The following is a 24,657-nucleotide window of genomic DNA, read 5'->3' as shown; positions in this document are numbered from 1 at the left end:
CGATGTCCGCGGCGCGGGACGGCCGGCCGCTGAAGGTCGCCGTCCTCGGCGGCGGACCCGGCGGGCTCTACGCGGCGGCGCTGCTCAAACGCCTCGACCCGGCTCGCGAGATCACCGTCTGGGAACGCAACGCCCCCGACGACACCTTCGGCTTCGGTGTCGTCCTCTCCGACGAGACCCTCGGCGGCATCGAGCACGCCGACCCGGTCGTCTACCGCGCCCTGCAAGCGGAGTTCGTCCGCTGGGACGACATCGACACCGTGCACAACGGCCGCACCCTGACCTCAGGCGGCCACGGTTTCGCCGCGCTCGGCCGGCGCCGGCTGCTCGCCGTCCTCCAGGAACGCTGCCGCTCGCTCGGTGTGCGCACCGTCTTCCGCACCGAGGCACCGCCGGCCGCCGAACTCGCCCGCGACCACGACCTGGTGATCGCCGCCGACGGCGTGCACAGCACCACCCGCACCGCCCACGCCGACGTCTTCCGCCCGCGGCTGACCACTCACCGCTGCCGCTACATCTGGCTGTCCGCCGACTTCGCGCTGGACGCGTTCCGCTTCGAGATCGCCGAAACCGGCCACGGCATCGCCCAGCTGCACGGCTATCCGTACGCCCGCCCGCGACCCGGCGCCGGCTCCGCGGAGCCCGCCGGCGGCGCCAGCACCGTCATCGTCGAGATGCGCGAAGAGGTCTGGCGGGCCGCCGGCCTGGACGCCTATGAGGAGCGCGCCTCGGCCGAATGGTGCGCGGCGCTCTTCGCCGGCGCGCTGGGCGGCCGCCCGCTGCGGTCCAACAACTCCTGCTGGACCGCCTTCCGCACCGTCGTCAACGAGCGCTGGTCGCACGGCCGGATCGTCCTCCTCGGCGACGCCGCGCACACCGCGCACTTCTCCATCGGCTCCGGCACCAAACTCGCCGTCGAGGACGCCCTCGCCCTCGCCGCCTGCCTCCAGGAGCACGCCACCGTGCCGGACGCGCTCACCGCCTACGAGGCCGAGCGCCGCCCCGTCGTCGCCTCCACCCAGCGCGCCGCTCGCGCCAGCCTCGCGTGGTTCGAGGACCTGGCCACCTACACGGGCCAGCCGCCGCACCAGTTCGCCTTCAACCTCCTCACCCGCAGCCGCCGGGTCACCCACGGCAATCTGCGGCTGCGCGACCGGGAGTTCGTCGACGCGGTGACGAAGGAGGCGGATATCCCCACCGGGACACCGCCCATGTTCACCCCCTTCCGGCTGCGCGGACTGACCCTGCGCAACCGGGTCGTGGTCTCCCCGATGGACATGTACTCCGCAGACGGCGAGGGCACCCCCGGCGACTTCCACCTCGTCCACCTCGGCGCCCGCGCACTCGGCGGCGCCGGACTCGTCATGACGGAAATGGTGTGCGTCAGCCCCGAAGGGCGGATCACCCCGGCCTGCACCTGCCTCTACACCCCCGCCCACGAGACGGCCTGGCGCCGGATCACCGACTTCGTCCACACCTCGGCCCCCGGCACCGCCATCGGCGTGCAGCTCGGCCACTCCGGGCGCAAGGGCTCCACCCGGCGGATGTGGGACGGCATCGACCAGCCGCTCCCCGACGGCAACTGGCCGCTCGTCGCCCCCTCCGCACTGCCCTACCGCCCCGGCGTCAACCAGATCCCGCACGCCCTGACCACCGCCGAACTCACCGCCGTGCGCGACCGGTTCGCCCGCTCCGCCGCCGCTGCCGCGCGCGCCGGATTCGACCTCCTCGAACTCCACTGCGCCCACGGCTACCTCCTCTCCGGGTTCCTCTCGCCGCTGACCAACCAACGCACCGACGCGTACGGAGGTTCCCTGGCAGGCCGGCTCCGCTTCCCCCTCGAAGTCTTCGACGCGGTCCGCGAACAGTGGCCGGACGACCGGCCCATGACGGTCCGCATCTCCGCCACCGACTGGGCCGACGGCGGCACCACCGCCGAGGACGCGGTGGCCATCGCGGGCGCCTTCGCCGAACACGGCGCCGACGCCATCGACGTCTCCACCGGACAGGTCGTACCCGACGAGCGCCCCGACTTCGGCCGCTCGTACCAGACGCCGTTCGCCGACCGCATCCGCAACAGCCTCGGCATCCCCGTCATCGCGGTCGGCGCCATCTCCTCCTGGGACGACGTCAACTCCCTGGTGCTGGCCGGGCGCGCGGACCTGTGCGCCCTGGCCCGCCCGCATCTCTACGACCCGCACTGGACCCTGCACGCCGCCGCCGACCAGGGCTACACGGGGCCGGGCGCCCCCTGGCCGCCGCCCTACCAGGCCGGCAGCCGCACCCCGCCCACCGGCCGCACCGACGCGCCGAAGCCCCGCCTCACGCTGCACTGACGGGGAGGCCGCAAGCAGCGGGAGGCGGGGCCGTTGGAGGGCGGCGCGGTGCCGGGAGGGAGGCTCTCAGGGCATCGGCAGGCTGCCGACCTTGGCGGCGAGCACCCGCCGGCCGTGCTGCTCCATGCCGACCTCGACCTCCCGGCAGCCGCCGCCGGAGCGCCCGGCGGTCCGGGCGGCCACCCAGCAGGGCGCGTCCATCTCCGCGTACCGCTCGAAGGAGCACTCCAGCGCGACCGGCAGCGCCCCGCCGGGCGTCAGCGCCAGCGCGGCCTGCCGGACGGCCTCGATCATCAGCATGCCGGGCGCGTGGTCCACGGGATGGTCGAACAGCACCGGATGCGAGGTGTCCACCCGCAGCTGCCAGCGGCCCGGACCGTCGGCGGGGGAGAGCACCACGTCACCGGTGCGGTCCCGGCCCACCAGATCCGGGGCGACCGGCTCCGGCACCGGCAGCTTCAGGGAGTTGGCCAGCGCCAGATCGCCGTAGTCGCCGCGCAGCCGGCGGTAGACGGCCGGGCTGTGGCAGGAGTAGTCGAGCACCGCGGAGGCCAGGTCGCTGCCGTCGCACACGATGCGGAACTCCTGGCGGACGCGGGCCAGCTGTTTTCCGTGCCGCACCACGTCGCGGTCGGTGATGTGCAGCTCCACGTCGGCCGGCGCGTCCGTGGCGCGCAGCGCCGTCGGCGAGAGGTCGTAGCGGACCCTGCGCCAGATGATCGGGTGGTCCAGCGGCACGCCGTGCGCGACGTGGCTCAGTAATATCCCCGCCTGCCGCACGGTCTCGATCAGCAGCAGCGGGTCGTGCAGGCCGTTCACCGGCCGGTAGAAGCTGTGCGCCCGCGGCCACTGGGCGCTCACCAGCCAGCTGTCGGGGCCGCCGCGCCGCCAGTCCGTCAGGAACACCTCGGAGACGGCGGCGCGATGGACGTACTCGCGGGGCACGGTCATGGTCAGGGCCCGCGGTCGGTTCCCGTCGGCGAACCGTCCGTGGGTGCCGACGCGGAGCTGATCGGGCGCGAACGAGGTGAGGGTGGCGCTGGCCATGGGGCCCCTTTCTGTGGGCGGCGCTCAGCGCCCTGACGGACCGAGTCCGGTCTCCGGCCCGGGGCACCAAGATACGAACCATGTGGTTTGTTTTCCAGTGCCGAGTGGACCATTACCCCGTCAGGGCGACGAGGTGCGGTCGGTCAGACGGCGATCTTCACGGAGCGGCCCTGCGGGTCCAGATGACTCAGCGCCCCCGGCGAGGCGAGACCCGGCAGGGTGTGCTTCCAGAGCATCGTGACCCGCTCCGGAAGGTCGGCGCGGTTGGTGGCGGCCCGCGAGAACAACTGCACGCCCATATAGGCGGAGACGAAGAACTCGGCGGCCCGCTCCGGCGCCACGGCGGGCAGTAACTCCCCGTTGTCCCGGGCTTCGCTGAACATCGTGGTGATGATGTCGGTCCACGCCTGATAGGGGACCAGCGGATCCTCGCTGAAGGTCGTCTCGACCGCGATCCGGGTCCCGGCCTGCAGCAACGGATCGCTGCGCAGCGCCAGCGCCACCTGGTGCGTGAAGTCGATGGCGTCCTGCAGCCGGGACTCGCTCACCTGCGGCACGAACGGTTCGGTCTGCTCCCGGATGACCGCGCGGGCGAGTGCATCCTTCGAGTGGAAGTGGAAGTAGACCGCGCCCTTGGTGACCCCGGCCCGCTGGATGATCTCGGCCATCGTGGCGGCCTGGTATCCACGAGTGCCGATGACATGGGCCGCGGCTTCGAGGACGGCGCGCCGGGTGCGCACTGCGCGTGCCTGCTTGACCACCGATCATCCTCCGTATGCTTTCTTGGAGTTGTTGTGCCTGAGTGCGACCCGCTGCCGTGGCGGCGCAGTCTATTTCCGCATCATAAAGAAGCCAACCATGCGGTATTCACACGCCGACCCGCCGCCACGGCAGCGGGTCGCACCCGGGCGGAGCGGTGTCATGCGGCACCGCGCGCGTTCAAGGAGCTGCCCGATGCCCGTCCCCGTCCCGTCCGATGTGCCCGCCACGCACCGGGAGGTGCGGCTCGCCGCCCACCCGGGCCATGAGCTGACGGAGCGTCACTTCACCCTGGTCGAAGCCCCGGTGCCGCAGCCGGCACCCGGGCAGGTGCTGGTACGCACCCGGGTGATGGCGGTGACCGCGGCGATGCGGACGCAGATGACCGGCGCGCGGCTGCCGATGCCGTCGTTCGTCCCGGGCGAGGCGCTGTGGGGCTCCGCGGTCGGCGAGGTCGTGGCGGCCCCCGGCGGCGGCTTCACCCCCGGCGAACTGGTCCATCACCCTTACGGATGGCGGGAGTTTGCGGTGGTGGAGGAAGGCAGGCTAAGGCGCCTCGCCCCGGACGCGCTGCCCTCTTTGGCCGCGCACCTCTCCCAGGGGGCGACCGCCTGGGGCGCGCTGCGCCGGGCGGCCGGGGTAGGGCCGGGCGACACCGTGTTCGTCAGCGGCGCCGCCGGCGGCGTGGGCAGCCTGGCCGGGCAGCTGGCGCGGCGGCTGGGGGCACGGCGGGTGGTGGGCAGCACCGGCTCCGAGCGCAAGGCGTCCGTGCTGCGGGCCGAGTTGGGGTACGACGACACGATCGTGCGCGGCGCAGGTCCCATCGAGGAGCAGCTGCGCCGGGCGGCCCCGGACGGGATCGACGTCCTGCTGGACACCGTGGGCGGCGAGCAGCTCGCCGCGGCGCTCGCGGTGGCCCGCCCGGACGCCCGGTTCGTGCTCGTCGGCGCGCTCTCCAGCCAGCTGGGCGAGGGCGGTGGCGTGGCCGCCCCGGTCGAACTGGACGCGGGGCTGATCATCACCCGCCGGGTGGCGCTGCGCGGCTTCGGGCTGTACGCGCATCCCGACCTGCCCGAGGAGTGGACCAGGGAGTTCGGCCAGGGCCTGCGGGACGGCTCCCTCGTCTTCCCGCACACCCTGCTGAAGGGGATCGAGCAGGCGCCGCGGGCGCTGTGCGAACTCGTGCAGGGGCGCCATATCGGGGCCGTACTCGTCGAGTTGTGAGCCCGGCGCGGACTCGGCGCGGGCCCGTCCGGTCGCGGCGGGCCGGGCGGGTCAGCCGGCCGCGGCCTGCGCCGGCGCCGGGATGCAGCCGGCCGCGACCCGGCCCGGTGCGCCCGGCAGCAGCGCCCACAGGCCGGTGACGGCCTCCTGGTCCCACCACGTCCGGTCCGCGGCGCCCAGGTGCAGAAGTCCCACCACCATCGACGTCAGCAGCTGGGCGGTGCGCCGCGGTTCGGCGTCCGAGTGGCGCGGGCCGGCCGGGCCGTCCGCGGTGCCGACCGGCCCGCCGGTGCCGCAGGTCACCGCCTTGTCGAGGAAGAGCGCGTACCACCGCTGCTCCAGGGGGTGGATCTCCAGGCCCGGCGCGGTCTCCGGCCGCAGCCGCAGTCCGGCGCGCAGCACCGCGTCCGACTGCACCCGGCCGAACAGCTCGGCGGCGAAGTCCCGTACGGCGAAGGAGAGTGGCTTCGGGGAGCGGAGGAAGCCGTCCTCGATCTCCTGCAGGGTGGCCAGCGCGGCGTCCCGCACCGCGAGGGTCAGGTCGTCTTTGGACGTGAAGTGGAAGTAGAGCGCTCCCTTGCTCAGCCGGGCCCGCCGGCTGATCTCGACCATGCCCGCGGCGGGCACTCCCTTTTCCAGGAAGGTCTCTGCGGCCGAGCGGATGAGCGCCTGGCGACTCTGGATGGCGCGATGCTGCGTGGGCACGGTGTCCGTCCCGTCTCTCGTACGACTGCAACCTCCTTGCAGTCTACATAGAAAACCAACCATGCGGTTCGGTATGCTCGGGGTAATTGGCCGGAACTGCCCGGCGCTGTCGCGAAGCCGTCGGTCGCCCGATGATCCGGCTCCGGTGGCGGGGGGAGACCCGCGGGTAACCAGTGTGGCGCCGGCCGTGGGGTGTTGTCGACCCGTCAGGGTGTGACAAAGGCGCATTGACAAACAGCGCAGGCGGTTTTTAAATCTCCGAAGGCGGTAAACGGGACGATCCCTTCCGATGCCGCCGCCCCGACGGCCGCGTACCGCCCTTGGACAGCGGTGCGCCGTGGCGAGACCGCCTCTGCCTGCACCGGTCGTCGACCGCTGGCCGCCCGACCAGCTGTGCCAGCAACGTCCCCCCGAGCCCCCGCACCCATCGGAACCCGGAAAGGTCTCCACCCCATGCGCGTATCAATGGAAGTCGGCGAACGTCCTGTCAGAGGCGCGCGGAGCGCCGGCGCCGAGACCATCAGAGCCGCCGTCTTCGACCTCGACGGCACCCTCGCCAACACCCTCCCCGCGATCAGCAAACTGCTCGTCAAGGTGGCCTCGGAACAGGGCTGTTCGGTCACCGCCCGGCAGGCGGCGGCCGCCATCGGCAAGCCCCCGGGCGCCGCCTTCGGTCGGCTGCTGGGCCGGCCCGAGGAGGACGGCCGGGTGCAGGCCGCCATCTCCCGCTACCGCGAGCTGTTCGCGTACGAGGTCCTGTGCCAGGGGCCGCAGCTTCTCTTCCCCGGAGTGACGGCCGGGCTGTCCGCGCTGCGCGCCCACGGCGTCGAACTCGCCGTCGCCACGTCGAAGACGACCCGCGGCGCCGAGGCCCTGCTGGACGTCATGGGCATCCGCGACCTGGTCGGCCCGGTCATCGGGCAGGACATGGTCCGGCGCGGCAAACCGCACCCGGAGATGGTGCTGCGCGCGGCCGGCCGGCTGGGGGTCCCGGCCTGGCAGAGCGCGTATGTCGGGGACACCGTGGGGGACATGCGGATGGCGGTCACCGCGCGCATGGAGCCGGTGGCGGTGACCTACGGCAACGGGACGTTCGGTGAACTCGCCGCGGTCGCCGGGACGCGCATGTGCAGTTCCTTCAAGGACGTGGTCTCGGTGATCGCCGCCGCCCGGCCGCGGCCGACGGCCGCCGTCACGGTAGGGGCGCAGCAGCGGCGACGCTGACACGACGGGGACGGGGGGCGGGCGCGCGGCCGAGGGGGACACCGGCCGCGGGCAGGAGAGGCGACGGCGTACGGGCGTACGAGGGCGAGCCGGTCAGACGGCTCCCCGGGTGCGGTGGGGCCCGGCCGTCGCCTCACGCGCGTAACGGGCGCCCGCCACCCGCAACTTGGCGTCCAGCCGGCCGAACACCTCGGCCGCCCGGCCGCCCGGCCAGTCCTCCGGGAGGAGGGGAGAGGGCAGACCGGGGTCGGCGTACGGGAGGCGGCGCCAGGCGTCCAGCGCCAGCAGGTAGTCGCGGTAGGCCGCTTCGGGGGGAACCGACCGGCGCCGTGCCCAGTGCGCCAGCACCGGCTCGTGCTCCGCGAGGAACGCGCGGTGCCGTGCGGCGATGGCGTCCAGGTCCCACCAGCGCGCGACGGCCTGCGCGGTGGGCGCGAAACCGGCGTGGGTACCGGTGAACAGGTCGACGTACGGGCCGAGTTCCAACCGCTCCAGGGTGTGCCGGGTCTCCTCGTACAGATGCGCCGGGGCGATCCACACGCCGGGCGCCGCGGTGCCGAAGCCCAGCCGGGACAGCCGGGAGCGCAGCAGGTGCCGCTTGTGCCGCTCCTCCTCGGGGACGGAGAACACGGCCAGCACCCAGCCGTCGGACAGCCGGGCGGCCGGCCGGCCGAATATCCGCCGGTCACCGTCCTCCAGCAGCTGCCGGGCGGCGTCGGAGAGTCCGTAGGCGGCGGCGCCGGCGGCGGTGCGCTCCGCGACGAGCAGCCCCCGGCGCTTGAGCCGGGAGACGGCGGAGCGCACCGACGGCGGATCCACCCCTAGCGCCCCGAGGAGCCGGATCAGCGCCGCCACCGGCACCGGTCCGGGCACGCCGCCGGGATGGTCCGGGCCGCCGCGCCCGTAGGCGCCGTAGAACGTGACGATCAGGGACCGTGGGGTGTGCTGGGGTTGCTGGGCTTGCTGGTCGCTCACCGGGTCACTCTAGATCGGCTTCGCGCAGCCGGAAGCGCTGGAGCTTGCCGGTGGGGGTGCGCGGCAGCGCCGTGTGGAAGACGAAGACGCGCGGGCATTTGTAGGGCGCGATACGGCCCTTGACGAACGCCCGCAGCGCGTCGACCGTCTCGCCCCCGGAGGCGACGCCGGCGCGCAGCACGACATGGGCGACGGCGACCTGGCCGCGCTCCTCGTCGGGCCGCCCGACCACGGCCGCCTCGGTGACGTCCGGGTGCCGCAGCAGCGCGTCCTCCACCTCGGGGCCCGCGATGTTGTACCCGGCCGAGACGATCATGTCGTCCGCGCGGGCCACATAGCGGAAGTAGCCGTCGCCCTCCCGGACATAGGTGTCGCCGGTGAGGTTCCAGCCGTCCCGTACGTACTCCGTCTGCCGGTCGTCGGCCAGGTAGCGGCAGCCGGTCGGCCCCCGGACGGCGAGCAGTCCCGGTTCGCCGTCCGGCAGCGGCACGCCGTCGGTGCCCACCACGCGGGCCTCGAAGCCCGGCACCGGCAGCCCCGTCGTCCCCGGCCGGATCGCGTCGTCGGCGGCGGACAGGAAGATGTGCAGCAGTTCGGTGGCGCCGATCCCGTTGATGATCCGCAGGCCCGTCGCGTCGTACCAGGACTGCCAGGTGGCGGCGGGCAGGTTCTCGCCCGCCGACACGCACCGGCGCAGCGACGAGAGGTCGCGCCCGCCGAGTGCGGGCAGCATCGCGCGGTAGGCGGTGGGTGCGGTGAACAGGACCGAGATCCGGTGTTCGGCGATGTCTCCGAGCAGCCGCTCCGGCCCGCCCCAGTCCGCCAGATAGGCCGAGGCGCCGGCCCGTAGCGGGAAGACCACCAGTCCGCCGAGGCCGAAGGTGAAGCCGAGTGGCGGGCTGCCGGCGAACACGTCGTCAGGCTCCGGTCGCAGCACCTGGGCGGAGAAGGTGTCCGCGACGGCGAGCACATCGCGGTGGAAGTGCATGCACCCCTTGGGGCGGCCGGTGGTGCCCGAGGTGAAGGCGATCAGCGCGACGTCGTCGGCGGCGGTGGCCACCGCCTCGTACGGGGCGCCGCCCGGTCGCGCCAGCCGCCGCAGATCGCCCGGACCGTCCCCGCCGAACTCGGTGATCCGCAGCCCCGGCGCCTGCGCCCGCACCAGGTCGCCCACCGACCGGGCGTCGCACAGCGCATGGCCGATGTGCGCGATCCGGCAGATGGTGGCCAGCTCGTCCGGCCGCTGCGCCGCCAGGACGGTCACCGCCACCGCGCCCGCCTTCATCACCGCGAGCCAGCAGGCGGCCAGCCAGGGCGTGGTCGGCCCGCGCAGCAGCACCCTGTTGCCCGGCCGGACGCCCAGCGGGCCGCTGAGCGCGTGCGCGATCGCGTCGACCTGATCGCGCAGCTGCCCGTACGACCACACGGCGCCGGTCGCGTCGCGGACCGCGGGCCGGTCCGGGCCCAGCCGCGCGATGGTGCCGTCGAGCAGCTCCGCACCGCAGTTCAGCCGGTCGGGATAGCCCAGGTCGGTCAGGTGCGGCCACTGCTCGGGCGGGGGCAGCCGGTCGCGCGCGAAGGTGTCGGTGTGGGCCGAGGTCCGTAGCTCCATGCGGGGTGCGCCCCCTTGGGCCGGGTGGCCGACGGGCGGCCGGGAGAGGGGTGGAGGAGAGGGGGCGGGGAGCGGGCCGGTACGGCCGTGCCTGGGCCGCTTCCGGGGCCGGTCCCGCCGGACGGATGGCGGGCGGGGACGGGTCGGGGACTGCCGTACGGATCGGTCGTCAGCGTAACGTGTTCGTGACGGCAGTCAACAGATCGCGATAACCGTCCGCGGCGTCCGGCCGCGCGCCGGCATCGCCGTCGACGACGATCGGACCGACCGCCGCCACCGGTACCGCTACCAGGGGAGCCGCTCGTGACCGCATTCGCGCTGGGACCGGACGAACAGGAATGGTGCGCCCGGCTGCGCGCCGACACCGCCGAACGGCTGCGCCCGCTGGCGGAGGAGGGGAAGCCGGGCCGCGTGAACCGTCCGCTGGTCGCCGCGCTCGGTGAACTGGGCCTGCTGCGCCACCTCTTCCCCGCCGGCGGGGACCTGCGCGCCCTGGACCTGTGCCTGCTGCGGGAGTCCCTCGCCCAGGAGTGCACGGAGGCGGAGACCGCGCTGGCGCTCCAGGGGCTGGGGGCCTATCCGATCGTGCAGTCCGGCACCGCCGCCCAGCGCGCCCGCTGGCTGCCGGAGGTCACCGCGGGACGGGCGGTCGCCGCCTTCGCGCTGAGCGAGCCGGGCGCCGGCTCGGACGCCGCCGCACTGGCCCTGGCCGCGGCCCCCGACGGCGCCGGCGGCTGGCGGCTGACCGGCGAGAAGTGCTGGATCTCCAACGCCCCCGAGGCCGACTTCGCCACCGTCTTCGCCCGTACCGGGGGCGCACCCGGCGCCCGCGGCATCACCGCCTTCCTGGTCCCCGCCGACCGGCCCGGCCTGACGGGCGAGCACCTGGACATGCTCAGCCCGCACCCCATCGGCACGCTGGTCTTCGACGGGGTCCCGGTGACCGGGGCGGACGTGCTCGGCGAGGTGGGCGGCGGGTTCGGTGTCGCGATGCGCACCCTGAACCTCTTCCGGCCGAGCGTGGGCGCGTTCGCGGTCGGCATGGCGCAGGCCGCGCTGGACGCGGCGCTGGCGCACGCCGGCGCGCGCACCGCGTTCGGCGGACCGCTCCGCGACCTCCAGTCCGTCGGCCACCAGCTCGCCGAGATGGCCACCCGCGTCGAGGCCGCCCGCCTCCTGGTCTACGCCGCCGCGTCGGCGTACGACATCGGAGCCCCCGACATCGCGCGCCGCTCGGCGATGGCCAAACTGCTGGCGACCGAGACCGCGCAGTACGTCGTCGACGCGGCCGTCCAGATCCACGGCGCGCGGGCGCTGCGCCGCGGCCATCTGCTGGAGCACCTCTACCGGGAGGTGCGCGCCCCGCGCATCTACGAGGGCGCCACGGAGGTCCAGCGCTCGATCATCGCGAAGGAGCTGTACCGCACGGCCCACCCGGCGGTACGGGCGTGACCCGCGCCGTACCGGGGGTGAACGGGGTTCGGCCGGGGGCCAGTTGCCCGCCGGCGGGCGATTGTCAGTGGTGGGTGTCAGGCTGAAGGCACGGAGAGATCAGCCTGCGCCGGGGAGCGTTTCCGCGGCGCATCCGAGCATCCGACATCCGAGCACCCGCGAAAGGCGATCACCATGATCACTACTGACTTCGTCCCCGGCTCGCCGTGCTGGCTCGATCTGGGCGCGCCCGACGTCCGCGCCGCGACCGCCTTCTACGGCGCGGTCTTCGGCTGGGAGGCCGCGGCCTACGGCGACCAGGAGGAGGGCGGGTACACCCTCTTCCGGCTCGGCGGGAAGGCCGTCGCCGCGGTCGGTCCGCTCCCGGAGGCGGGCGCCCGCCCGGCCTGGACGGTCTACTTCCACACCCCTGACGCGGCGGCCACCGCCGAGGCGGTCCGGCAGGCGGGCGGCGAGGTCCACACCCCGCCCACCGCGGTCGGCGCCGGTGACGGGCACTACGCTCTGTTCACCGACCCGCAGGGCGCGCGGTTCGCCGTCTGGCAGCCCGCGGCGTATCCGGGCTTCGAGGCGGCGGACGGCCCCGGCGAGTTGAGCTGGACCGAGCTGTACACCACCGACGGGGCCGCCGCCCGTAGCTTCTACGGCAGCGTCCTCGGCTGGTCCGCCCAGGACGTGCCGCTCCCCGGCGGCCAGGGAGGCACCTACACCCTCCTCACGCCCGCCAGCTGTGGCGAGGAGCGGATGCACGGCGGTCTGATGGAGGTCCCGGAGATGTTCCGGGACGGCGGCACACCGTACTGGCACCCGGTGTTCGGCTCCGCCGACTGCGACGCCACGGCCACCCTGGTCAAGGACCACGGCGGCGCCGTGCACATGGGCCCGCACACCGCCGAGGGAGTCGGCCGGATGGCCGTCTGCACGGACCCCGCCGGTGCGGAGTTCGTCGTCCTCGCCCCGGAGGTGCCGCGCGGATGACGGTGGTGGGGCGGATCAGATGCCGCGGTCAGCGGCCGCACGGCGCACCCGGGTGCTTTCAGGCGTTGCCGCCGCCTCGTGCCGCAGGGGTACGCCGTAGGTCTCCCGCATGCGGAAGGCGGCCGGGAGGCCGAGGAGGCTGACGGCCAGGGGCAGCAGGGCGTCGTGGTTCGGCGGGAACATGCTGCGGCCGATGGCGGATCTGACGGGGGAGAAGGCTGTGGAACTGCGCCGGTTACAGTACTTTGCCCTTCTGGCGAAACACCTGCATGTCGGACGGGCCGCAGCGGAGATCGGAATCGCGCAGCCCGGTGGGTTACGCCGGATGGGCGCAGGGCCGCCAGACGACGGGCGGATGCCGAGGCGTTACGGCTCGAATCCACCGCGTCCTGCCGCTCTTTGACGATCGGACAGCGCTGCGTACCGCCACTGTTCACCAGCGCACCACCGGGAGTTGGGTGTGGCGTCGAGATGTGTGTCGGCTGTGGGTACACAGTGCCTCGGGCGGCGGGGGAGGTCTTCGCCGCGCGTTGCCTTCTGTGAGGGAGCGACATGGCAGGGTTCATACGCGGGCGCAGACAGTGGCGTCTTGCGGCGGGGACAGCGGTCGTGGGCACGATAGCCGCGATCACGCTGGTGCCGGGCTCGGCATCGGCCGGTGAGGAGCACCACCCCACGGCCCACAAGATCGGCCACGTCTGGACGATCATCCTGGAGAACAAGTCGTACGAGGCCACCTTCACCGGCCTCAACCAGAACAGCTACCTGTGGAAGACGCTCCCGTCCTACGGCGAGTTGCTCACCCAGTACTACGGCACCGGCCACTACAGCCTGGACAACTACATCAGCCTGGTGTCCGGACAGTCCCCGGCGCCGGACAACCAGAACGACTGCCCGCAGTACAAGAACGTCTCCCCGGGCACCTCGGCCGCCGACGGCCAGGTCAACGCCAAGACGGGCTGCGTGTACCCGTCCTCGGTCAAGACCCTCTTCAACCAGCTCGACACGGAAAAGGTCCCGTGGAAGGTGTACGCCCAGGACATGGGCAACACCCCCACCCGCGAGAACGCCTACCAGTGCGGCATCCCCGGCAGCCCCGCGGGCAACGGTGTGCCGGACCCGGGCGGCGCGACCGCGGCGGACCAGTACGTGCCCAAGCACAACCCGGTGCCCTGGTTCCACTCGCTGATCGACAACCCCAAGGACTGCGCCAAGGTCGCGCCCCTGGGCGGCCTCGCCGCGACGGCCGGGCACCGGGCCGTCTCCGGCCTGGCGCAGGACCTCAAGAGCGAGAGGACCACGCCGCGCTTCTCGTGGATCAGTCCCAACAACTGCTCCGACGCGCACGACGCCACCTGCAAGGGCGACAACCTCTCCGGTGACCCGAACAACCACCAGGGCGGCCTGTACGCCTCGGACACGTTCCTTCAGAAGGTCATCCCCCAGATCATGGCCTCCCCGGCGTACCAGCACGACGGCATGATCCAGGTCATCTTCGACGAGGCGTTCCCGCCCTACAAGATGTACGGCAACTCCATCGCCGACTACAACGGCAACTCGGACAAGACGCTGAACACCCCGACCGACACTGCCCAGTCGGTCGTGGCGTGCTGCAGCGAGCTGCCCGGCCCGAACACCGCCCAGCCCGGCTTCCAGGCGTTCGGACAGGACACCACCCCGGGCGGCGGCATCACCGGCGCCGTGTTCCTCTCCCGCTACATCAAGCCGGGGTCCGTCAGCCAGCAGCCCTACAACCACTACTCGTGGCTGCGCAGCATGGAGGACCTCTTCGGCGTCCGCAGCGGGGGCACCGACGGCCACGGACACCTGGGTTACGCGGCTGCCGACGGCCTGCGCCCGTTCGGTGCGGACGTCTACAACAACCCCTCCGGCAAGGCCCTGGCCCCGGCGCCCTCGGGCAGCACCGTCTACCCGGCCGTGGCCCGCATCAACGACCCCGAGCACCCCGTCACCAAGAAGCCCTGACCCGGGCAGCAGACCGGAAGGGAAAGACCTGCCGCCGATGACCGCTGCGCGTACCGCGGCACCACGCCGGGCCGGCAACCGCCGCCCCGGCGCGTGGCGCACCCACCCCAAGACCCCCCTGGCCACGCTCGCCTGCACCGCCCTCGCCCTGGCCCTGACCGGATGCGGTGGGCACTCCGCGCCGAAGGCGACCGACGACGCGGCCGACACCGTCAAGAACCTGGGCGCCGTCCCCATCCCCGGCCCCCCGACCGCACAGGCCACCCCCACCGCCAGTGAGAAGCACCTGCAACTGCTGGCCATGGGCTACTCCGTGCACGCCCAACTGCCCGGCGTGAACGCGGTGGTCACCGCCGGCGGCCCGACACAGAACCCGATCGCCAAGCCCGGCGGTGTCCCCGACCACGCCACCGGCACGATCGCCGTAACCGTCCGCGAAGCCACCGGCCCCCTCACCCTCGACGCCGCCGACTTCACCTCCCGCGACGAGAACGGCAGCTCCATCCCCCTGTCCGCCCACGGCCCCGCGACCGTCACCGCCCGCCCCGGGCAGACCACGACCCTGTCCCTGACCGGCACCTACAAGGCGGGCGCGGCCGAACTCACCTGGCGTCACGACGGCAGGACCATCGCCGTCTGGGACTTCACCATCGAACTCGACTGATCAGCCGGGGCAGATGCCCTGCGCGCCTGCGCACCTTCGGGGCGGGCCGTGGCCGTGGCCTGTCCGGCCTCGCCCTGGCGGAGACGCGGCAGGGCGCACCGGGCGGGGCCCGGTGCGCCATGACTTCGGCGTGACGGTGGCGCCGGCCGTTGTCGTGGACAACAGCGGCGAGGCGATCCAGGGGTTGGCATGCCGTGGACGACCGCCTGCAACCGCCGAGGGAGGATTTCGCCCACCGCGGCGGATCGAGATCCAGGATCCAGGGTCGATGCGATCGGCCCACCAGCACTTCGCCGGCGCACGCAAGAATGCGCCACCCGACCCACCCAGTTCCTCAAAAGGGGCACTGCAAAGCCCAGTTCGTCTGCGCGCACATCACCCTGCGGCACCCGCTGGAGGAGGTGGACCGCCGGGTGAGGCCCTCGGCCGCTCTCGCGGCGGGCTGACGACCGAGATCCACGTTGCCGCAGAGGGCTGCTGCCGCCCGTTGTCGCTGCTCATCACGCCGGGGCAGCAGGCGGACTGCACCCAGTTCGAGCCGGCGATGGACAAGATCCGCGTTCCCCGCACAGGGCTCGGGCGTCCCCGCCGCACTCCGGACAGCGTGGGCGCCGACAAGGCGTACGGCAACCGCAAGATCCGCACCTACCTCCGCAAGCGTGGCATCCGACACGTCATCCCGGAGAAGAAGGACCACAAAGCCGCCCGCCTGCGACGGGGTTCACGCGGCGGACGGCCTCCGGGCTTCGACAAGGACCGGTACAAGGATCGCAACACGGTGGAGAGAGCCATCGGCAAGCTCAAGCAGTTCAGAGCCGTCGCTACCCGATAGGACAAGCGAGGGCACGTCTACCTCGGCACTGTCACCGCCGCCGCTCTCCTCATCTGGCTCCGATCATGATTCGGCAGGCAAGAGCGCGGCGATTTCCCCCAGAACCCGGGCCGCCGGTGCCGGGTCGACCAGCCACTTCAGGTGGCTGCTGGTGAGCGTGCGGACGTCGTAGGGGTTCTCCGGCGTCAGCGCATCGCCCTCGCGAATCATCCGGTCCTGCATGGCGAGCGGCACGCTGGTGTCCTCGGCCAGCCGGACGTACGTCTTGGGGATCTGCCCCCAGCTGTCGGGCTGCGCCCGGTCATCGGGTGTGCCGGCGTCGAGGTTCTCGTCGGGCTGGAAGGTGTTGAGGAGAACCATGAACTCCTCGTCCGTCCCGTCGGCGAGGAAAGCCGCCTTGAAGGCCGCGAGGACGCCGCGGTTGGCGGTGCGGAAGTTGGAGCGCAGAAGCCCGAGCTCGGCAGGGTTCCCGACCATCGCCGATGCCAGCCCTGCGGCGTCGACCGTGGCCATCTCGGGCTCGGCATAGTAGGCGCTGACGTCGAGGTCGACGGGGCACCAGGCGGAGACATAGACGATGCGGTCGATCAGGTCGGGCCGCTGGTTGGCTGCGACGGTGGCCGTCATGCCGCCGCGGCTGTGTGAGACGAGGATGACGGGCCCGTTCCGCTTGGCCCGCTCCAGTATCCCTATGAGGTGCGCGGCGTTGTCGGCGAGCGTGACGCCCTTGATGGCCCCGGGCGCGGTGGCGAGCCCTCCGAGATCCTGCGGCGCCTGATAGGCCCGTGGGTACGTCGCGGCGAACCCGTGCCCCGGAAGATCGATGGCGACCGAACGGTGTCCGAGGAGGCCGAGTTCGGCCTGGAGTGGTGCGAAGGAGAAGGAGTTCGCGAAAGCTCCGTGAACCAGTACGAACGTCGGTTGCATCTGTCTACACTCACTTTCTGGTCCTCTGCGGCGTCGGCGGCACGCGCGTCGCTCTTCCCGACGCCGCGAACCACCTCGCGGCCGAGGAACGAGACGTCGTCCTGAGGCGCACCATCCAGCCGCAGAGACGTCTTCGTGCATGGCAAGCGTCAGCGGTCGAGCGCGGAGTCACGAGGGCAGCGTGCGCACGGCTGCCCACTATCCGATGATTCACACTACTCAGTGAAAGATCATCCGCACTACCCGAACGAGCCCTTCCACCTGAGCACTTCGCCACCCACCCCCGCACCGCCTCGGCTTCGACGGACGTGCCTTCCCATCACCGCTATGGCGCGGAGACCCTTCCCGCCACAGCCAGGTTTGCGGGCAATCCATGCCGAGCCGGGCGAGCACACCGACACGCGCACGACCTGGCGTATCGGGCGCCGGGAGAAGCTGCTGAACACACAGGCCGGCGATCTGGACCTGGCCATCCCCAAGGTCCGCACCGGAGCCTTCTTCCCGAGCCTGCTGGAGCGTCGCCGCCGCATCGACCAGGCGCTTTACGCCGTCATCATGGAGGCATACGTCCTGGGTGTTTCCACCCGCTCGGTCGACGAGCCGGTCAAGGCGCCGGGCGGGGACAGGGGGATCTCCAAGAGCGAAGTCTCCCGGATCTGCGGTGACTTGGACGCACAGCTGACCATCTTGCGCGACCGGCCCCTGGGCCACACCCGCTTCCGCTACATCTGCCTCGATGCCACCTACTGCAAGGTCCGTGTCAACCACCAGATCATCTCGCAGGGCGTGGTCATCGACACCGGCATCACCGAGGACAGCAACCGCCAGGTCCTGGGTGTGAGGGTCGGCGACAACGAGACCGAGGCATTCTGGGCCGAGTTCCTGCGCTCACTCCGCTCCCGCGGCCTGGCCGGAGTGCGTCTGGTCATCGCCGACCACCACAGCGACTGGTCGCCGCGATCCGCAAGGTGATGCTCGGCGCCGCCCACCAGCGATGTCGCCCCGAGCTCACGCCAAAGGCGCAAACCGGAGTGAACCGATCACCTCACGGCGGCATCACCGCTGACGAATCGAGGTCAGTAGTTCAATAGCTGACCACCTATTAGGGCCCCTTGAGTGATCTATAAGAATTCGCTGCAGTCGGTGATGAGAATCGCGAGAAGTGATCCCGATCTCCAGGTTGGGGGTTGCTTCGGCTGGGCGGCGAGTGATTTGATCAAAGCCATTCGTCACGGGGGGCTTGAAGTGAGCGGTATTGAAGGCATTGTGCTGCAACGGTCCAGTCTCTCGAACGGATCAGACGTCGGTTTTCCGGCGCGACAGTTCGTTCGCAATACGGACGATGCGGAGCCTTCTTGTCGCGCTGCCGTACTTGCTGAACTGAAATCTCTGCTCCTGCCATACGTACGGCCGGCTCAATTTGACCGGATCTTGGCTGACGGATTGGGCCTGGTCGCTTCCCTGGCGGTCGAAGACCTCAATGAGCTCACGGTGCTCGATCCGGCCAGCCGGGGGTCGTGGCGCTATGTGCTGGGAAGCTATGCCGCGTACCGAGCCACACTGTCGTACCGCCTCGCACATGCCGTCTACCGCTCTGCGGAACGCCCGCAAGGACTGTCGAGCTCGGTGGAACTGCGTACCTTGGCCAGGTCGTTATCGGAGCGTGCCAAGGTCACGACCGGGGTGGAGGTCCACCCGGCCGCACGGATCGGGCGGAGGTTTGTGCTCGACCATGCCGTGGGAGCCGTGATCGGAGAGACATCGGTCATCGGCGACGACTGCTACGTGCTGCAAGGAGTGATCCTTGGTGCGTCGGGCATTGCGGGGAACCCCACTGACAAGCGCCACCCCACGCTGGGCAATCGAGTGCAGGTGGGAGCTTTCGCTCGAATCCTAGGGCCCGTAACCGTGGGGTCGGGCAGTCACATAAGCCCGCATGCACTGATAGTGAGTGATGTGCCTGAGGGGTCGCGGGTCAGGATAGTGAATCAATGCCAAGTCAGGTCCGCAGGGGCAAGGTGTGTCATCCTTGGGGTAATACCTGACGGGCCGGGGAAGTTTCAGATATTTGGTTCTGGACTTGATGGTGCCACGGTTGATTTCATCGACGCTCAGGGAACTTCTGTCTCATATCTGAAAGTGGACATCCTTTCGCGCGCAAGTCGTCGTATCGACTGCAGATTTCACGGCAGGCAGGCGCCCTCGCGAGAGATGCTTCGCATCACGATGCCCGACGGAAACCACGTTCTGCTCACCCAGATGGAAGTCACGTGGCGTCATCTGGATTCCTCTTCCATGCGAACTGACTGGAGCCCGTCCTGATGGACGTCACCACCCGCCCGCGGCGACAGGGAGATCCCCTCCCGGCCGAATCCGCCACCGGACAACGGGGAGGGAAGGCGCGACGGATCCGCCTCCTTGCCATCTACCTGTTCGTCTGTGCCGTATGGGGAACCACCTGGTACGGGATGAAGGTGAGCGTCGAGAGTATTCCCCCGATCACCGCCGCCGGCCTGCGCTTCGTCATCGCGTGCCCGTTCCTCGCCATTGCGGTGGCCCTGTCCCCGTCTGCCTCGTTCAGGTTCCCGCGGGGCAAACGCTGGCTCTTCCCCTTCGTCTCAGTCGTCTACATCGCAGTCCCGTACGCACTCATCAACTACGGTGAGCAGCACATCAGTTCAGGATTCGCCTCGCTTCTCTTCGCCTCCGTGACCGTCTTTCTGCTGGTGTTCTCACGCATCATCTCCGGAACGCGGGTGGCGGGGCGGCAGTGGCTGGGAATCCTGCTTGGTCTGGCGTGCCTCGTCGTGCTCATTCTCGACACCGGCGGAGACCTTTCCACCGAAAACCTGCTGGCGCCGGGGGCGGTTCTCATCGCCGCCGTGCTGCACGCCTTCACGTACGCGATGCTCGCCCGCCACGCAGGAGACATCAACGTGCTGACCGTGGAGGTACTGCCGATCGGTATGGGCGGGGTGCTGCTGCTCGGCTTGGGCGCCGCCGTGGAACATCCGGACTTCGGTGCCGTTACCGCACAGTCCTGGATGGGAGTCGTGTACCTGGCTGTAGTGGCCTCCGTGGTGGGCTTCGCGGCCTACTTCTACCTGCTCAAGCACATGAACCCGGTGTCACTGTCGTTCGTCTTCGTCTTCTTCCCGGTGATCGCAGTCTTCGTCTCCTCGCTTCTGGAGCACTCCGAACTCGGGCCGGTGGCTCTGGTATCGGCTGCGGCGATGCTCGGCTCCTTCGCTCTCACCAAGAAGCGCGACACGGCGGAGGCAACCGATGCCGCACCGAAGCAGGAGGTGGCGTTGTGAACCCCCGCGCCGGACAGGCCGTGCGTTCCGAGATCACGACCATCCTTTCACCTGGGAATCTCGCGGAGATCTATGCCCATGCGGCCCGGGAATTCCCGCGTGAGTGCTGCGGGTTCATCCTGGCCGACGGCGTGCGCAGGGCCCGGAACGTCATCGACGAACTGCATGCGGCCGACCCCGAGTCATTCGAGCGTTCCTCGGCCACGGGATACGCCCTCAGCGTTGAGGACGCGTTGTTCCTGGATGGGAGCTTCGACACCCCGAGGCCCGTACTCGCGGTCTATCACTCTCATCCCAACGGGCACGCCTACTTCAGTGAGGAAGACACCAGACGGGCCTTGCACTGCGGGGAGCCCGTCTACCCGGACTTGCTCCAACTCGTGGTGGGCATCGATGAATCCGGCGTGCGGGAGGCGCGACTCTTCGCCTTCCTGGAGGGCGGCTTCACCGAACTGGCCCATCGCGCCCCGCACCCCCATCCCACTCAGTCGACGAGCTGAAAGCGAGAAATCATCATGGCGACGGTCATTCTGGTGAAGACCCTGGCCCATACGGCCGGCGTGGACGCATCACTGAACGCGAGTGGCGAGACGGTCGGCGAAGTCCTGGCCGCGCTGTGCGCCGAACACCCGGAGCTCGGCAAGCACTTGGTGCACGCCAACGGCAAGCCCAAGGGGCACGTACTGCTGTCCGTCGGCGGTGAACGCGTCAGTGCCGACGACAAGATCGGCGCCGACGACGAACTGCGGGTGCTGCTCGCAACCGCCGGAGGTGTCTGTTGTTGACCTCTCTGAGCCCGGCACGGACAGGGATCAGGTCGTCCGTACTGGACGCGATCGGGGATACCCCGCTCATCCGGCTCGACCGGTTAGCGGCCGGCACCGGCTGCACCGTTCTGATCAAACTGGAACAGCTCAACCCGGGCGGCAGCCATAAGGCCCGCATCGCGATGAACATGGTTCTTGAGGCCGAACACCAGGGGATCCTCGTCCGCGGGTCCGGGCAGACGATCATCGAGCCCACCGGTGGTAACACCGGCATGGGCATCTGCATGGCGGCCGCCGTACTCGGTTACCGCGTCGTCCTGGTCATCCCGGACAACTACAGCCCCGCCAAGCAGCAGCTGCTCGCCGAACTCGGCGCGGATATCCGGCTGTCCGACAGCACCCGCGGCAACAACTCGCATGGCGAGCTCGCCAACCAGCTGTTGCTCGAAAACCCCGACTGGGTCCTGCTCAACCAAGGTGCCAACCCCGCCAACCCCGAGGTGCATCGCCAGGCCACCGGCCCTGAAATCCTGCGCGACCTCGACGGGGTCGCGGTCGACCACCTCGTGGCCGGCATCGGTACCGGCGGGCACATCACCGGGGTGGGAGAAGTGCTCAAGGAGCACATGCCGGACTTGAAGGTCCATGGCGTGCAGCCAGAAGGCTGCGACCTGTTCGCTGAGAAGTTCCGCAGACATCGTGTCCAGGGCCTGTCGGTGGGATACATCCCGCCCGTCCTGAACCGGGACGTGGTCGACGACATGCTGACGGTCAGCGAACGCGAGGCCATCGAGGGTATGAGGCGGCTGATGCGCACGGAAGGCATCGCGGCCGGCCCCTCGTCCGGAGCGAACATCGCCGCCACCCTGCGCCTGGCAGCCGAACTCCCGGCACCGGCGACGCTGTTGACCTTCGCCTACGACACCAGCCACGACTATCTGGAACTCTTCTCGGAGCTGACGTGACCAAGCAAGTACACCGCACGCAAGGTCTGTGGCTGGAGAACCAGGATCTGCGGGAGTGGCAGGCTGTGGTCCTCGCGGCGACGGTGGACGGCATCGTCCTGGACCGCTCGGCCTTCTACCCCGGCGGTGGTGGGCAGCCGCCGGACCATGGTGTCCTGTTGTGGCAGGGAGTGCAGACCGCGATCGTCGGCACCCGCAAACAGGACGAGCTCTACCTGATCCCGGCCGAAGACGATCCCCTGCCTCCCATCGGCACGGTCGTCACCGGTGCTCTCGACAATCCGCGGCGCACGGCGCTCATGCGCACGCATTCCGCGCTGCACCTGCTGTCAGGTGTGGTCTATCGCGACTTCGGGGCACTCGTGACCGGCTGCGACATGGGCCCGGGTGTCGGCCGCATGGACTTCACACTGTCCGAGCTCGCGCCGGGTTTCAAGGAACACATCGAAGAGCTCTGCGCTGTGGAGATCGAGCAGGACCGGCGGATTGACGTGCGGACCCTGCCCGCCGCTGAGGCCTTCCAGAACCCCGACCTGATCCGGACAGCCACCAACCTGCTGCCGCCTGACATCACGGACGTACGTGTCGTCGACATCGTGGGCCTCGACGTCCAGGCCGACGGCGGGACTCACGTCGGCTCCACCAAGCAGATCGGCCGTCTGCGGGTGAAGAAGTGCGAGAGCAAGGGCACGGGTAAGCGCCGCATCCGTATCGAACTGTCCGACCGTGAGGAAGGGCGCGCATGACCCCGAACACGGTCGTCGCCGGTTCGGCCGGCGCTCTGGCGGCCCCCGACCGGCCGCTGCTCGCGGCGGTGGGCGCCGACCTGCGAATCCCCGTCGTATCAGGGGGTGATGTCGGATACGTCAACCTCGACCATGCCGCGAGCAGTCCTGCCCTGACCCTGGTGGCCGACCACCTCGCAACGGTCCTGCCGTACTACGCGAGCGTGCACCGGGGGGCCGGCTATACCTCCTCGGTGACCTCGGGGCTCTACGAGCAGGCCCGTATGGGCGTCTCCCGGTTCGCCGGCGCCCGTGAGACGGACACAGTCGTCTTCACCCGCAACACCACCGACGCCCTCAACCTGCTGGCCCACTGCCTGCCTCGGGGAGCCCGTGTGGTGTCCCTGGAGACCGAACACCACGCCAACCTGCTGCCGTGGGCCATGTGCGATCACAGGCTTGTCCGCGCCGCCCCGACCTGGGCGCAGACGCTCCGGCTGCTGGAACGGGAACTGACGTCGGCACCGGTTCACCTGCTTGCGATCACAGGCGCGTCCAACGTCACGGGCGAAGTGGTCCCCGTTGCCGAGGTTGTGCGGCTCGCACACGAACACGGGGCCAGAGTGGTCGTCGACGGGGCCCAGGTCGTACCGCATCGGCGCTTCAGCCTGGCTTCGTCCGGCGTGGACTACGTCGCCTTCTCGGGGCACAAGCTGTACGCCCCGTACGGCGCCGGAGCACTGGTCGGTCCACGCGACTGGCTGGACGCGGCCACTCCCTACTTGCGCGGTGGCGGTGCCGTGCGCGAAGTGGGCATCGAGCACACCAGCTGGGCCGCCGCACCCGAACGGCACGAGGCAGGCACCCCGAACGTGCTGGGCGTCGCGGCACTTGCCCGGGCCTGCGAGGTACTCGGCGAGCTCGACCCCGAGCACTGGGCGAGGCACGAACAGGCGCTGCGCGTACGGCTGGAGGACGGCCTCCGGACGATACCCGGCGTGCGTACCCTCAGCATCTGGCCGGACCTGCAGGACGCCGTGGGAATCGTGCCGTTCGTCGTGGACGGATTCGACTCCGGCCTGGCCGCCGCGTACTTGGCAGCTGAGTGCGGCATCGGCGTCCGCAGCGGAAGGTTCTGCGCTCATCCGCTCCTGGAACGGCTCGGGGCTCCACCCAGCGGCGCGCTCCGGGCGAGTTTCGGCGTTCCGTCGACCCTCGCGGACATCGACCGGCTCCTCGACGCCCTGAACGGTCTGGTGACGCACGGGCCGAAGTGGACCTACGAGACCGTCTCCGGACGCTGGACGCCCGTGCCCGACCCACGCCCGGTGCCGCAGTGGGCCGGCCGGGCCACCGCCGTCTCTCCTTGCGAGGCGGACCGAACCGGAGGAAAGAACTGATGACAACGTCGCTGCCACCCCTGGTCGAGCCCGCTCCGGAGCTCACCGTCGATGAGGTCCGCAGGTACTCCCGCCACCTGATCATTCCCGATGTCGGGATGGACGGGCAGAAGCGGCTGAAGAACGCCAAGGTGCTGTGTGTCGGCGCCGGTGGCCTGGGCTCGCCCGCGCTGATGTACCTGGCCGCGGCCGGTGTCGGCACTCTGGGCATCGTGGAGTTCGACGAGGTCGACGAGTCGAACCTGCAGCGCCAGATCATCCACAGCCAGGCGGACATCGGCCGTTCCAAGGCGGAGTCCGCGAAGGACTCGGTCCTCGGCATCAACCCGTACGTGAACGTGATCCTTCACGAAGAGCGGCTCGAAGCCGACAACGTGATGGACATCTTCGGCCAGTACGACCTGATCGTCGACGGCACGGACAACTTCGCGACCCGCTACCTGGTCAACGACGCGTGCGTGCTCCTCAACAAGCCGTACGTCTGGGGCTCGATCTACCGCTTCGACGGTCAGGCATCCGTCTTCTGGAGCGAGCACGGCCCGTGCTACCGCTGCCTCTACCCCGAGCCCCCGCCGCCCGGCATGGTCCCGTCCTGCGCCGAGGGCGGCGTGCTCGGCGTGCTGTGTGCGTCGATCGGCTCCATCCAGGTCACCGAGGCGATCAAGGTCCTCACGGGCACGGGCGAGCCGCTGGTCGGCCGCCTGATGATCTACGACGCGCTGGAGATGCAGTACCGCCAGGTCAAGGTCCGCAAGGACCCCA

General features: G+C 70.6%; 22 protein-coding genes and 2 pseudogenes. 17 read left to right on the top strand and 7 right to left on the bottom strand.

Annotation, left to right across the window (positions count from 1 at the left end; genetic code table 11):
* The first annotated feature begins 2 nt into the window (after nt 1–2).
* Nucleotides 3–2,336: a bifunctional salicylyl-CoA 5-hydroxylase/oxidoreductase gene (locus ACO1BR_RS25950; RefSeq protein WP_426797515.1), complete on the top strand. Its 2,334-nt coding sequence runs from the start codon at nt 3–5 to the stop codon at nt 2,334–2,336.
* A 66-nt stretch (nt 2,337–2,402) separates the two neighbouring features.
* Here ACO1BR_RS25950 and ACO1BR_RS25945 read toward each other — a convergent pair whose 3' ends face one another.
* Nucleotides 2,403–3,383 carry a ScbA/BarX family gamma-butyrolactone biosynthesis protein gene (locus ACO1BR_RS25945; protein ID WP_426797514.1) on the bottom strand — a complete coding sequence of 327 codons (981 nt, stop codon included), beginning with the start codon at nt 3,381–3,383 and terminating at the stop codon, nt 2,403–2,405.
* A gap of 143 nt (nt 3,384–3,526) precedes the next feature.
* Nucleotides 3,527–4,144 carry a ScbR family autoregulator-binding transcription factor gene (locus tag ACO1BR_RS25940; RefSeq protein WP_426797513.1) on the bottom strand — a complete coding sequence of 206 codons (618 nt, stop codon included), beginning with the start codon at nt 4,142–4,144 and terminating at the stop codon, nt 3,527–3,529.
* A 193-nt stretch (nt 4,145–4,337) separates the two neighbouring features.
* On the opposite strand from ACO1BR_RS25940, the gene ACO1BR_RS25935 reads away from it, so the two are divergent.
* Nucleotides 4,338–5,366: an MDR family NADP-dependent oxidoreductase gene (locus tag ACO1BR_RS25935; protein ID WP_426797512.1), complete on the top strand. Its 1,029-nt coding sequence runs from the start codon at nt 4,338–4,340 to the stop codon at nt 5,364–5,366.
* 51 nt (nt 5,367–5,417) lie between these two features.
* On the opposite strand, the gene ACO1BR_RS25930 is transcribed toward ACO1BR_RS25935, so the two are convergent.
* Complete coding sequence (locus tag ACO1BR_RS25930) at nt 5,418–6,071, bottom strand: TetR family transcriptional regulator (protein WP_426797511.1); 654 nt, start codon at nt 6,069–6,071, stop codon at nt 5,418–5,420.
* A 453-nt stretch (nt 6,072–6,524) separates the two neighbouring features.
* Here ACO1BR_RS25930 and ACO1BR_RS25925 point away from each other — a divergent pair, with 453 nt between their 5' ends.
* Nucleotides 6,525–7,295 carry an HAD family hydrolase gene (locus tag ACO1BR_RS25925; protein WP_426797510.1) on the top strand — a complete coding sequence of 257 codons (771 nt, stop codon included), beginning with the start codon at nt 6,525–6,527 and terminating at the stop codon, nt 7,293–7,295.
* Between the two features lie 93 nt (nt 7,296–7,388).
* On the opposite strand, the gene ACO1BR_RS25920 is transcribed toward ACO1BR_RS25925, so the two are convergent.
* Together ACO1BR_RS25920 and ACO1BR_RS25915 are read right to left on the bottom strand one after the other, a co-directional pair.
* The gene (locus ACO1BR_RS25920) at nt 7,389–8,270 is read right to left on the bottom strand and encodes a PaaX family transcriptional regulator (RefSeq protein ID WP_426797509.1); all 882 of its coding nucleotides are present in this window, start codon (nt 8,268–8,270) and stop codon (nt 7,389–7,391) included.
* Nucleotides 8,271–8,274: 4 nt separating this feature from the next.
* A complete protein-coding gene (locus ACO1BR_RS25915; protein ID WP_426797508.1) occupies nt 8,275–9,882 on the bottom strand; it encodes an AMP-binding protein in 1,608 nt (535 codons plus the stop codon).
* Nucleotides 9,883–10,185: 303 nt separating this feature from the next.
* Here ACO1BR_RS25915 and ACO1BR_RS25910 point away from each other — a divergent pair, with 303 nt between their 5' ends.
* Both ACO1BR_RS25910 and ACO1BR_RS25905 read left to right on the top strand, forming a co-directional pair.
* Nucleotides 10,186–11,334, top strand: a complete 1,149-nt coding sequence (locus tag ACO1BR_RS25910) for an acyl-CoA dehydrogenase family protein (RefSeq protein WP_426797507.1) — start codon at nt 10,186–10,188, stop codon at nt 11,332–11,334.
* Between the two features lie 174 nt (nt 11,335–11,508).
* Entirely contained in the window at nt 11,509–12,312 is an 804-nt protein-coding gene (locus ACO1BR_RS25905) for a VOC family protein (RefSeq protein WP_426797506.1), read from the top strand.
* 15 nt (nt 12,313–12,327) lie between these two features.
* Here ACO1BR_RS25905 and ACO1BR_RS25900 read toward each other — a convergent pair whose 3' ends face one another.
* Nucleotides 12,328–12,495, bottom strand: a complete 168-nt coding sequence (locus tag ACO1BR_RS25900) for a hypothetical protein (protein WP_426797505.1) — start codon at nt 12,493–12,495, stop codon at nt 12,328–12,330.
* A 426-nt stretch (nt 12,496–12,921) separates the two neighbouring features.
* Between ACO1BR_RS25900 and ACO1BR_RS25895 the strand changes: the two genes are divergently transcribed.
* The 3 genes and pseudogenes from ACO1BR_RS25895 to ACO1BR_RS25885 all read left to right on the top strand — a co-directional run.
* Entirely contained in the window at nt 12,922–14,298 is a 1,377-nt protein-coding gene (locus ACO1BR_RS25895; RefSeq protein WP_426797504.1) for an alkaline phosphatase family protein, read from the top strand.
* A gap of 37 nt (nt 14,299–14,335) precedes the next feature.
* Nucleotides 14,336–14,962, top strand: coding sequence for a hypothetical protein (locus tag ACO1BR_RS25890; protein ID WP_426797503.1), 627 nt, complete (start codon nt 14,336–14,338; stop codon nt 14,960–14,962).
* Between the two features lie 277 nt (nt 14,963–15,239).
* Nucleotides 15,240–15,863: pseudogene (locus ACO1BR_RS25885) on the top strand (IS5 family transposase); the annotation flags it as partial.
* On the opposite strand, the gene ACO1BR_RS25880 reads toward ACO1BR_RS25885, so the two are convergent.
* On the bottom strand, nt 15,858–16,721 hold the full coding sequence (locus ACO1BR_RS25880; RefSeq protein ID WP_426797502.1) for an alpha/beta fold hydrolase: 864 nt from the start codon (nt 16,719–16,721) through the stop codon (nt 15,858–15,860). The pseudogene ACO1BR_RS25885 and the gene ACO1BR_RS25880 overlap by 6 nt on opposite strands.
* Before the next feature lie 369 nt (nt 16,722–17,090).
* Here ACO1BR_RS25880 and ACO1BR_RS25875 point away from each other — a divergent pair.
* The 9 genes and pseudogenes from ACO1BR_RS25875 to moeB all read left to right on the top strand — a co-directional run.
* Nucleotides 17,091–17,722: pseudogene (locus ACO1BR_RS25875) on the top strand (IS256 family transposase); the annotation flags it as partial.
* A gap of 115 nt (nt 17,723–17,837) precedes the next feature.
* A complete protein-coding gene (locus ACO1BR_RS25870) occupies nt 17,838–19,043 on the top strand; it encodes a serine O-acetyltransferase (RefSeq protein WP_426797501.1) in 1,206 nt (401 codons plus the stop codon).
* The gene (locus ACO1BR_RS25865; RefSeq protein ID WP_426797500.1) at nt 19,043–20,038 is read left to right on the top strand and encodes a DMT family transporter; all 996 of its coding nucleotides are present in this window, start codon (nt 19,043–19,045) and stop codon (nt 20,036–20,038) included. Before ACO1BR_RS25870 ends, ACO1BR_RS25865 begins: the two co-directional genes overlap by 1 nt.
* Entirely contained in the window at nt 20,035–20,538 is a 504-nt protein-coding gene (locus ACO1BR_RS25860) for a Mov34/MPN/PAD-1 family protein (RefSeq protein ID WP_426797499.1), read from the top strand. Before ACO1BR_RS25865 ends, ACO1BR_RS25860 begins: the two co-directional genes overlap by 4 nt.
* A gap of 15 nt (nt 20,539–20,553) precedes the next feature.
* Complete coding sequence (locus tag ACO1BR_RS25855; protein ID WP_426797498.1) at nt 20,554–20,823, top strand: MoaD/ThiS family protein; 270 nt, start codon at nt 20,554–20,556, stop codon at nt 20,821–20,823.
* Nucleotides 20,820–21,770 carry a PLP-dependent cysteine synthase family protein gene (locus tag ACO1BR_RS25850; RefSeq protein ID WP_426797497.1) on the top strand — a complete coding sequence of 317 codons (951 nt, stop codon included), beginning with the start codon at nt 20,820–20,822 and terminating at the stop codon, nt 21,768–21,770. The genes ACO1BR_RS25855 and ACO1BR_RS25850 overlap by 4 nt, the downstream gene beginning before the upstream one ends.
* Nucleotides 21,767–22,516, top strand: a complete 750-nt coding sequence (locus ACO1BR_RS25845) for an alanyl-tRNA editing protein (protein ID WP_426797496.1) — start codon at nt 21,767–21,769, stop codon at nt 22,514–22,516. Before ACO1BR_RS25850 ends, ACO1BR_RS25845 begins: the two co-directional genes overlap by 4 nt.
* Nucleotides 22,513–23,895: an aminotransferase class V-fold PLP-dependent enzyme gene (locus ACO1BR_RS25840; RefSeq protein WP_426797495.1), complete on the top strand. Its 1,383-nt coding sequence runs from the start codon at nt 22,513–22,515 to the stop codon at nt 23,893–23,895. Before ACO1BR_RS25845 ends, ACO1BR_RS25840 begins: the two co-directional genes overlap by 4 nt.
* On the top strand, nt 23,895–24,657 hold a 763-nt coding region (moeB, locus tag ACO1BR_RS25835), incomplete at its 3' end, for a molybdopterin-synthase adenylyltransferase MoeB (protein WP_426797494.1). The genes ACO1BR_RS25840 and moeB, both read left to right, overlap by 1 nt.

It is taken from the genome of Streptomyces sp. YGL11-2 (assembly GCF_050054615.1).
In the GTDB taxonomy this organism is placed as follows: domain Bacteria; phylum Actinomycetota; class Actinomycetes; order Streptomycetales; family Streptomycetaceae; genus Streptomyces.
Note: the sequence above shows the minus strand (reverse complement) of the source record. Positions and strands in the feature narration are given on the sequence as shown.

What these genes read in the sequence shown, in the direction of transcription:
- ACO1BR_RS25865 (WP_426797500.1), top strand. Translation starts at nt 19,043, where the DNA reads ATGGACGTCACCACCCGCCCGCGGCGACAGGGAGATCCCCTCCCGGCC.
- ACO1BR_RS25945 (WP_426797514.1), bottom strand. Translation starts at nt 3,383, where the DNA reads ATGGCCAGCGCCACCCTCACCTCGTTCGCGCCCGATCAGCTCCGCGTC.
- ACO1BR_RS25925 (WP_426797510.1), top strand. Translation starts at nt 6,525, where the DNA reads ATGCGCGTATCAATGGAAGTCGGCGAACGTCCTGTCAGAGGCGCGCGG.
- ACO1BR_RS25915 (WP_426797508.1), bottom strand. Translation starts at nt 9,882, where the DNA reads ATGGAGCTACGGACCTCGGCCCACACCGACACCTTCGCGCGCGACCGG.
- ACO1BR_RS25855 (WP_426797498.1), top strand. Translation starts at nt 20,554, where the DNA reads ATGGCGACGGTCATTCTGGTGAAGACCCTGGCCCATACGGCCGGCGTG.
- ACO1BR_RS25900 (WP_426797505.1), bottom strand. Translation starts at nt 12,495, where the DNA reads ATGTTCCCGCCGAACCACGACGCCCTGCTGCCCCTGGCCGTCAGCCTC.
- ACO1BR_RS25935 (WP_426797512.1), top strand. Translation starts at nt 4,338, where the DNA reads ATGCCCGTCCCCGTCCCGTCCGATGTGCCCGCCACGCACCGGGAGGTG.
- ACO1BR_RS25905 (WP_426797506.1), top strand. Translation starts at nt 11,509, where the DNA reads ATGATCACTACTGACTTCGTCCCCGGCTCGCCGTGCTGGCTCGATCTG.
- ACO1BR_RS25890 (WP_426797503.1), top strand. Translation starts at nt 14,336, where the DNA reads ATGACCGCTGCGCGTACCGCGGCACCACGCCGGGCCGGCAACCGCCGC.
- ACO1BR_RS25880 (WP_426797502.1), bottom strand. Translation starts at nt 16,721, where the DNA reads ATGCAACCGACGTTCGTACTGGTTCACGGAGCTTTCGCGAACTCCTTC.
- ACO1BR_RS25950 (WP_426797515.1), top strand. Translation starts at nt 3, where the DNA reads ATGTCCGCGGCGCGGGACGGCCGGCCGCTGAAGGTCGCCGTCCTCGGC.
- ACO1BR_RS25840 (WP_426797495.1), top strand. Translation starts at nt 22,513, where the DNA reads ATGACCCCGAACACGGTCGTCGCCGGTTCGGCCGGCGCTCTGGCGGCC.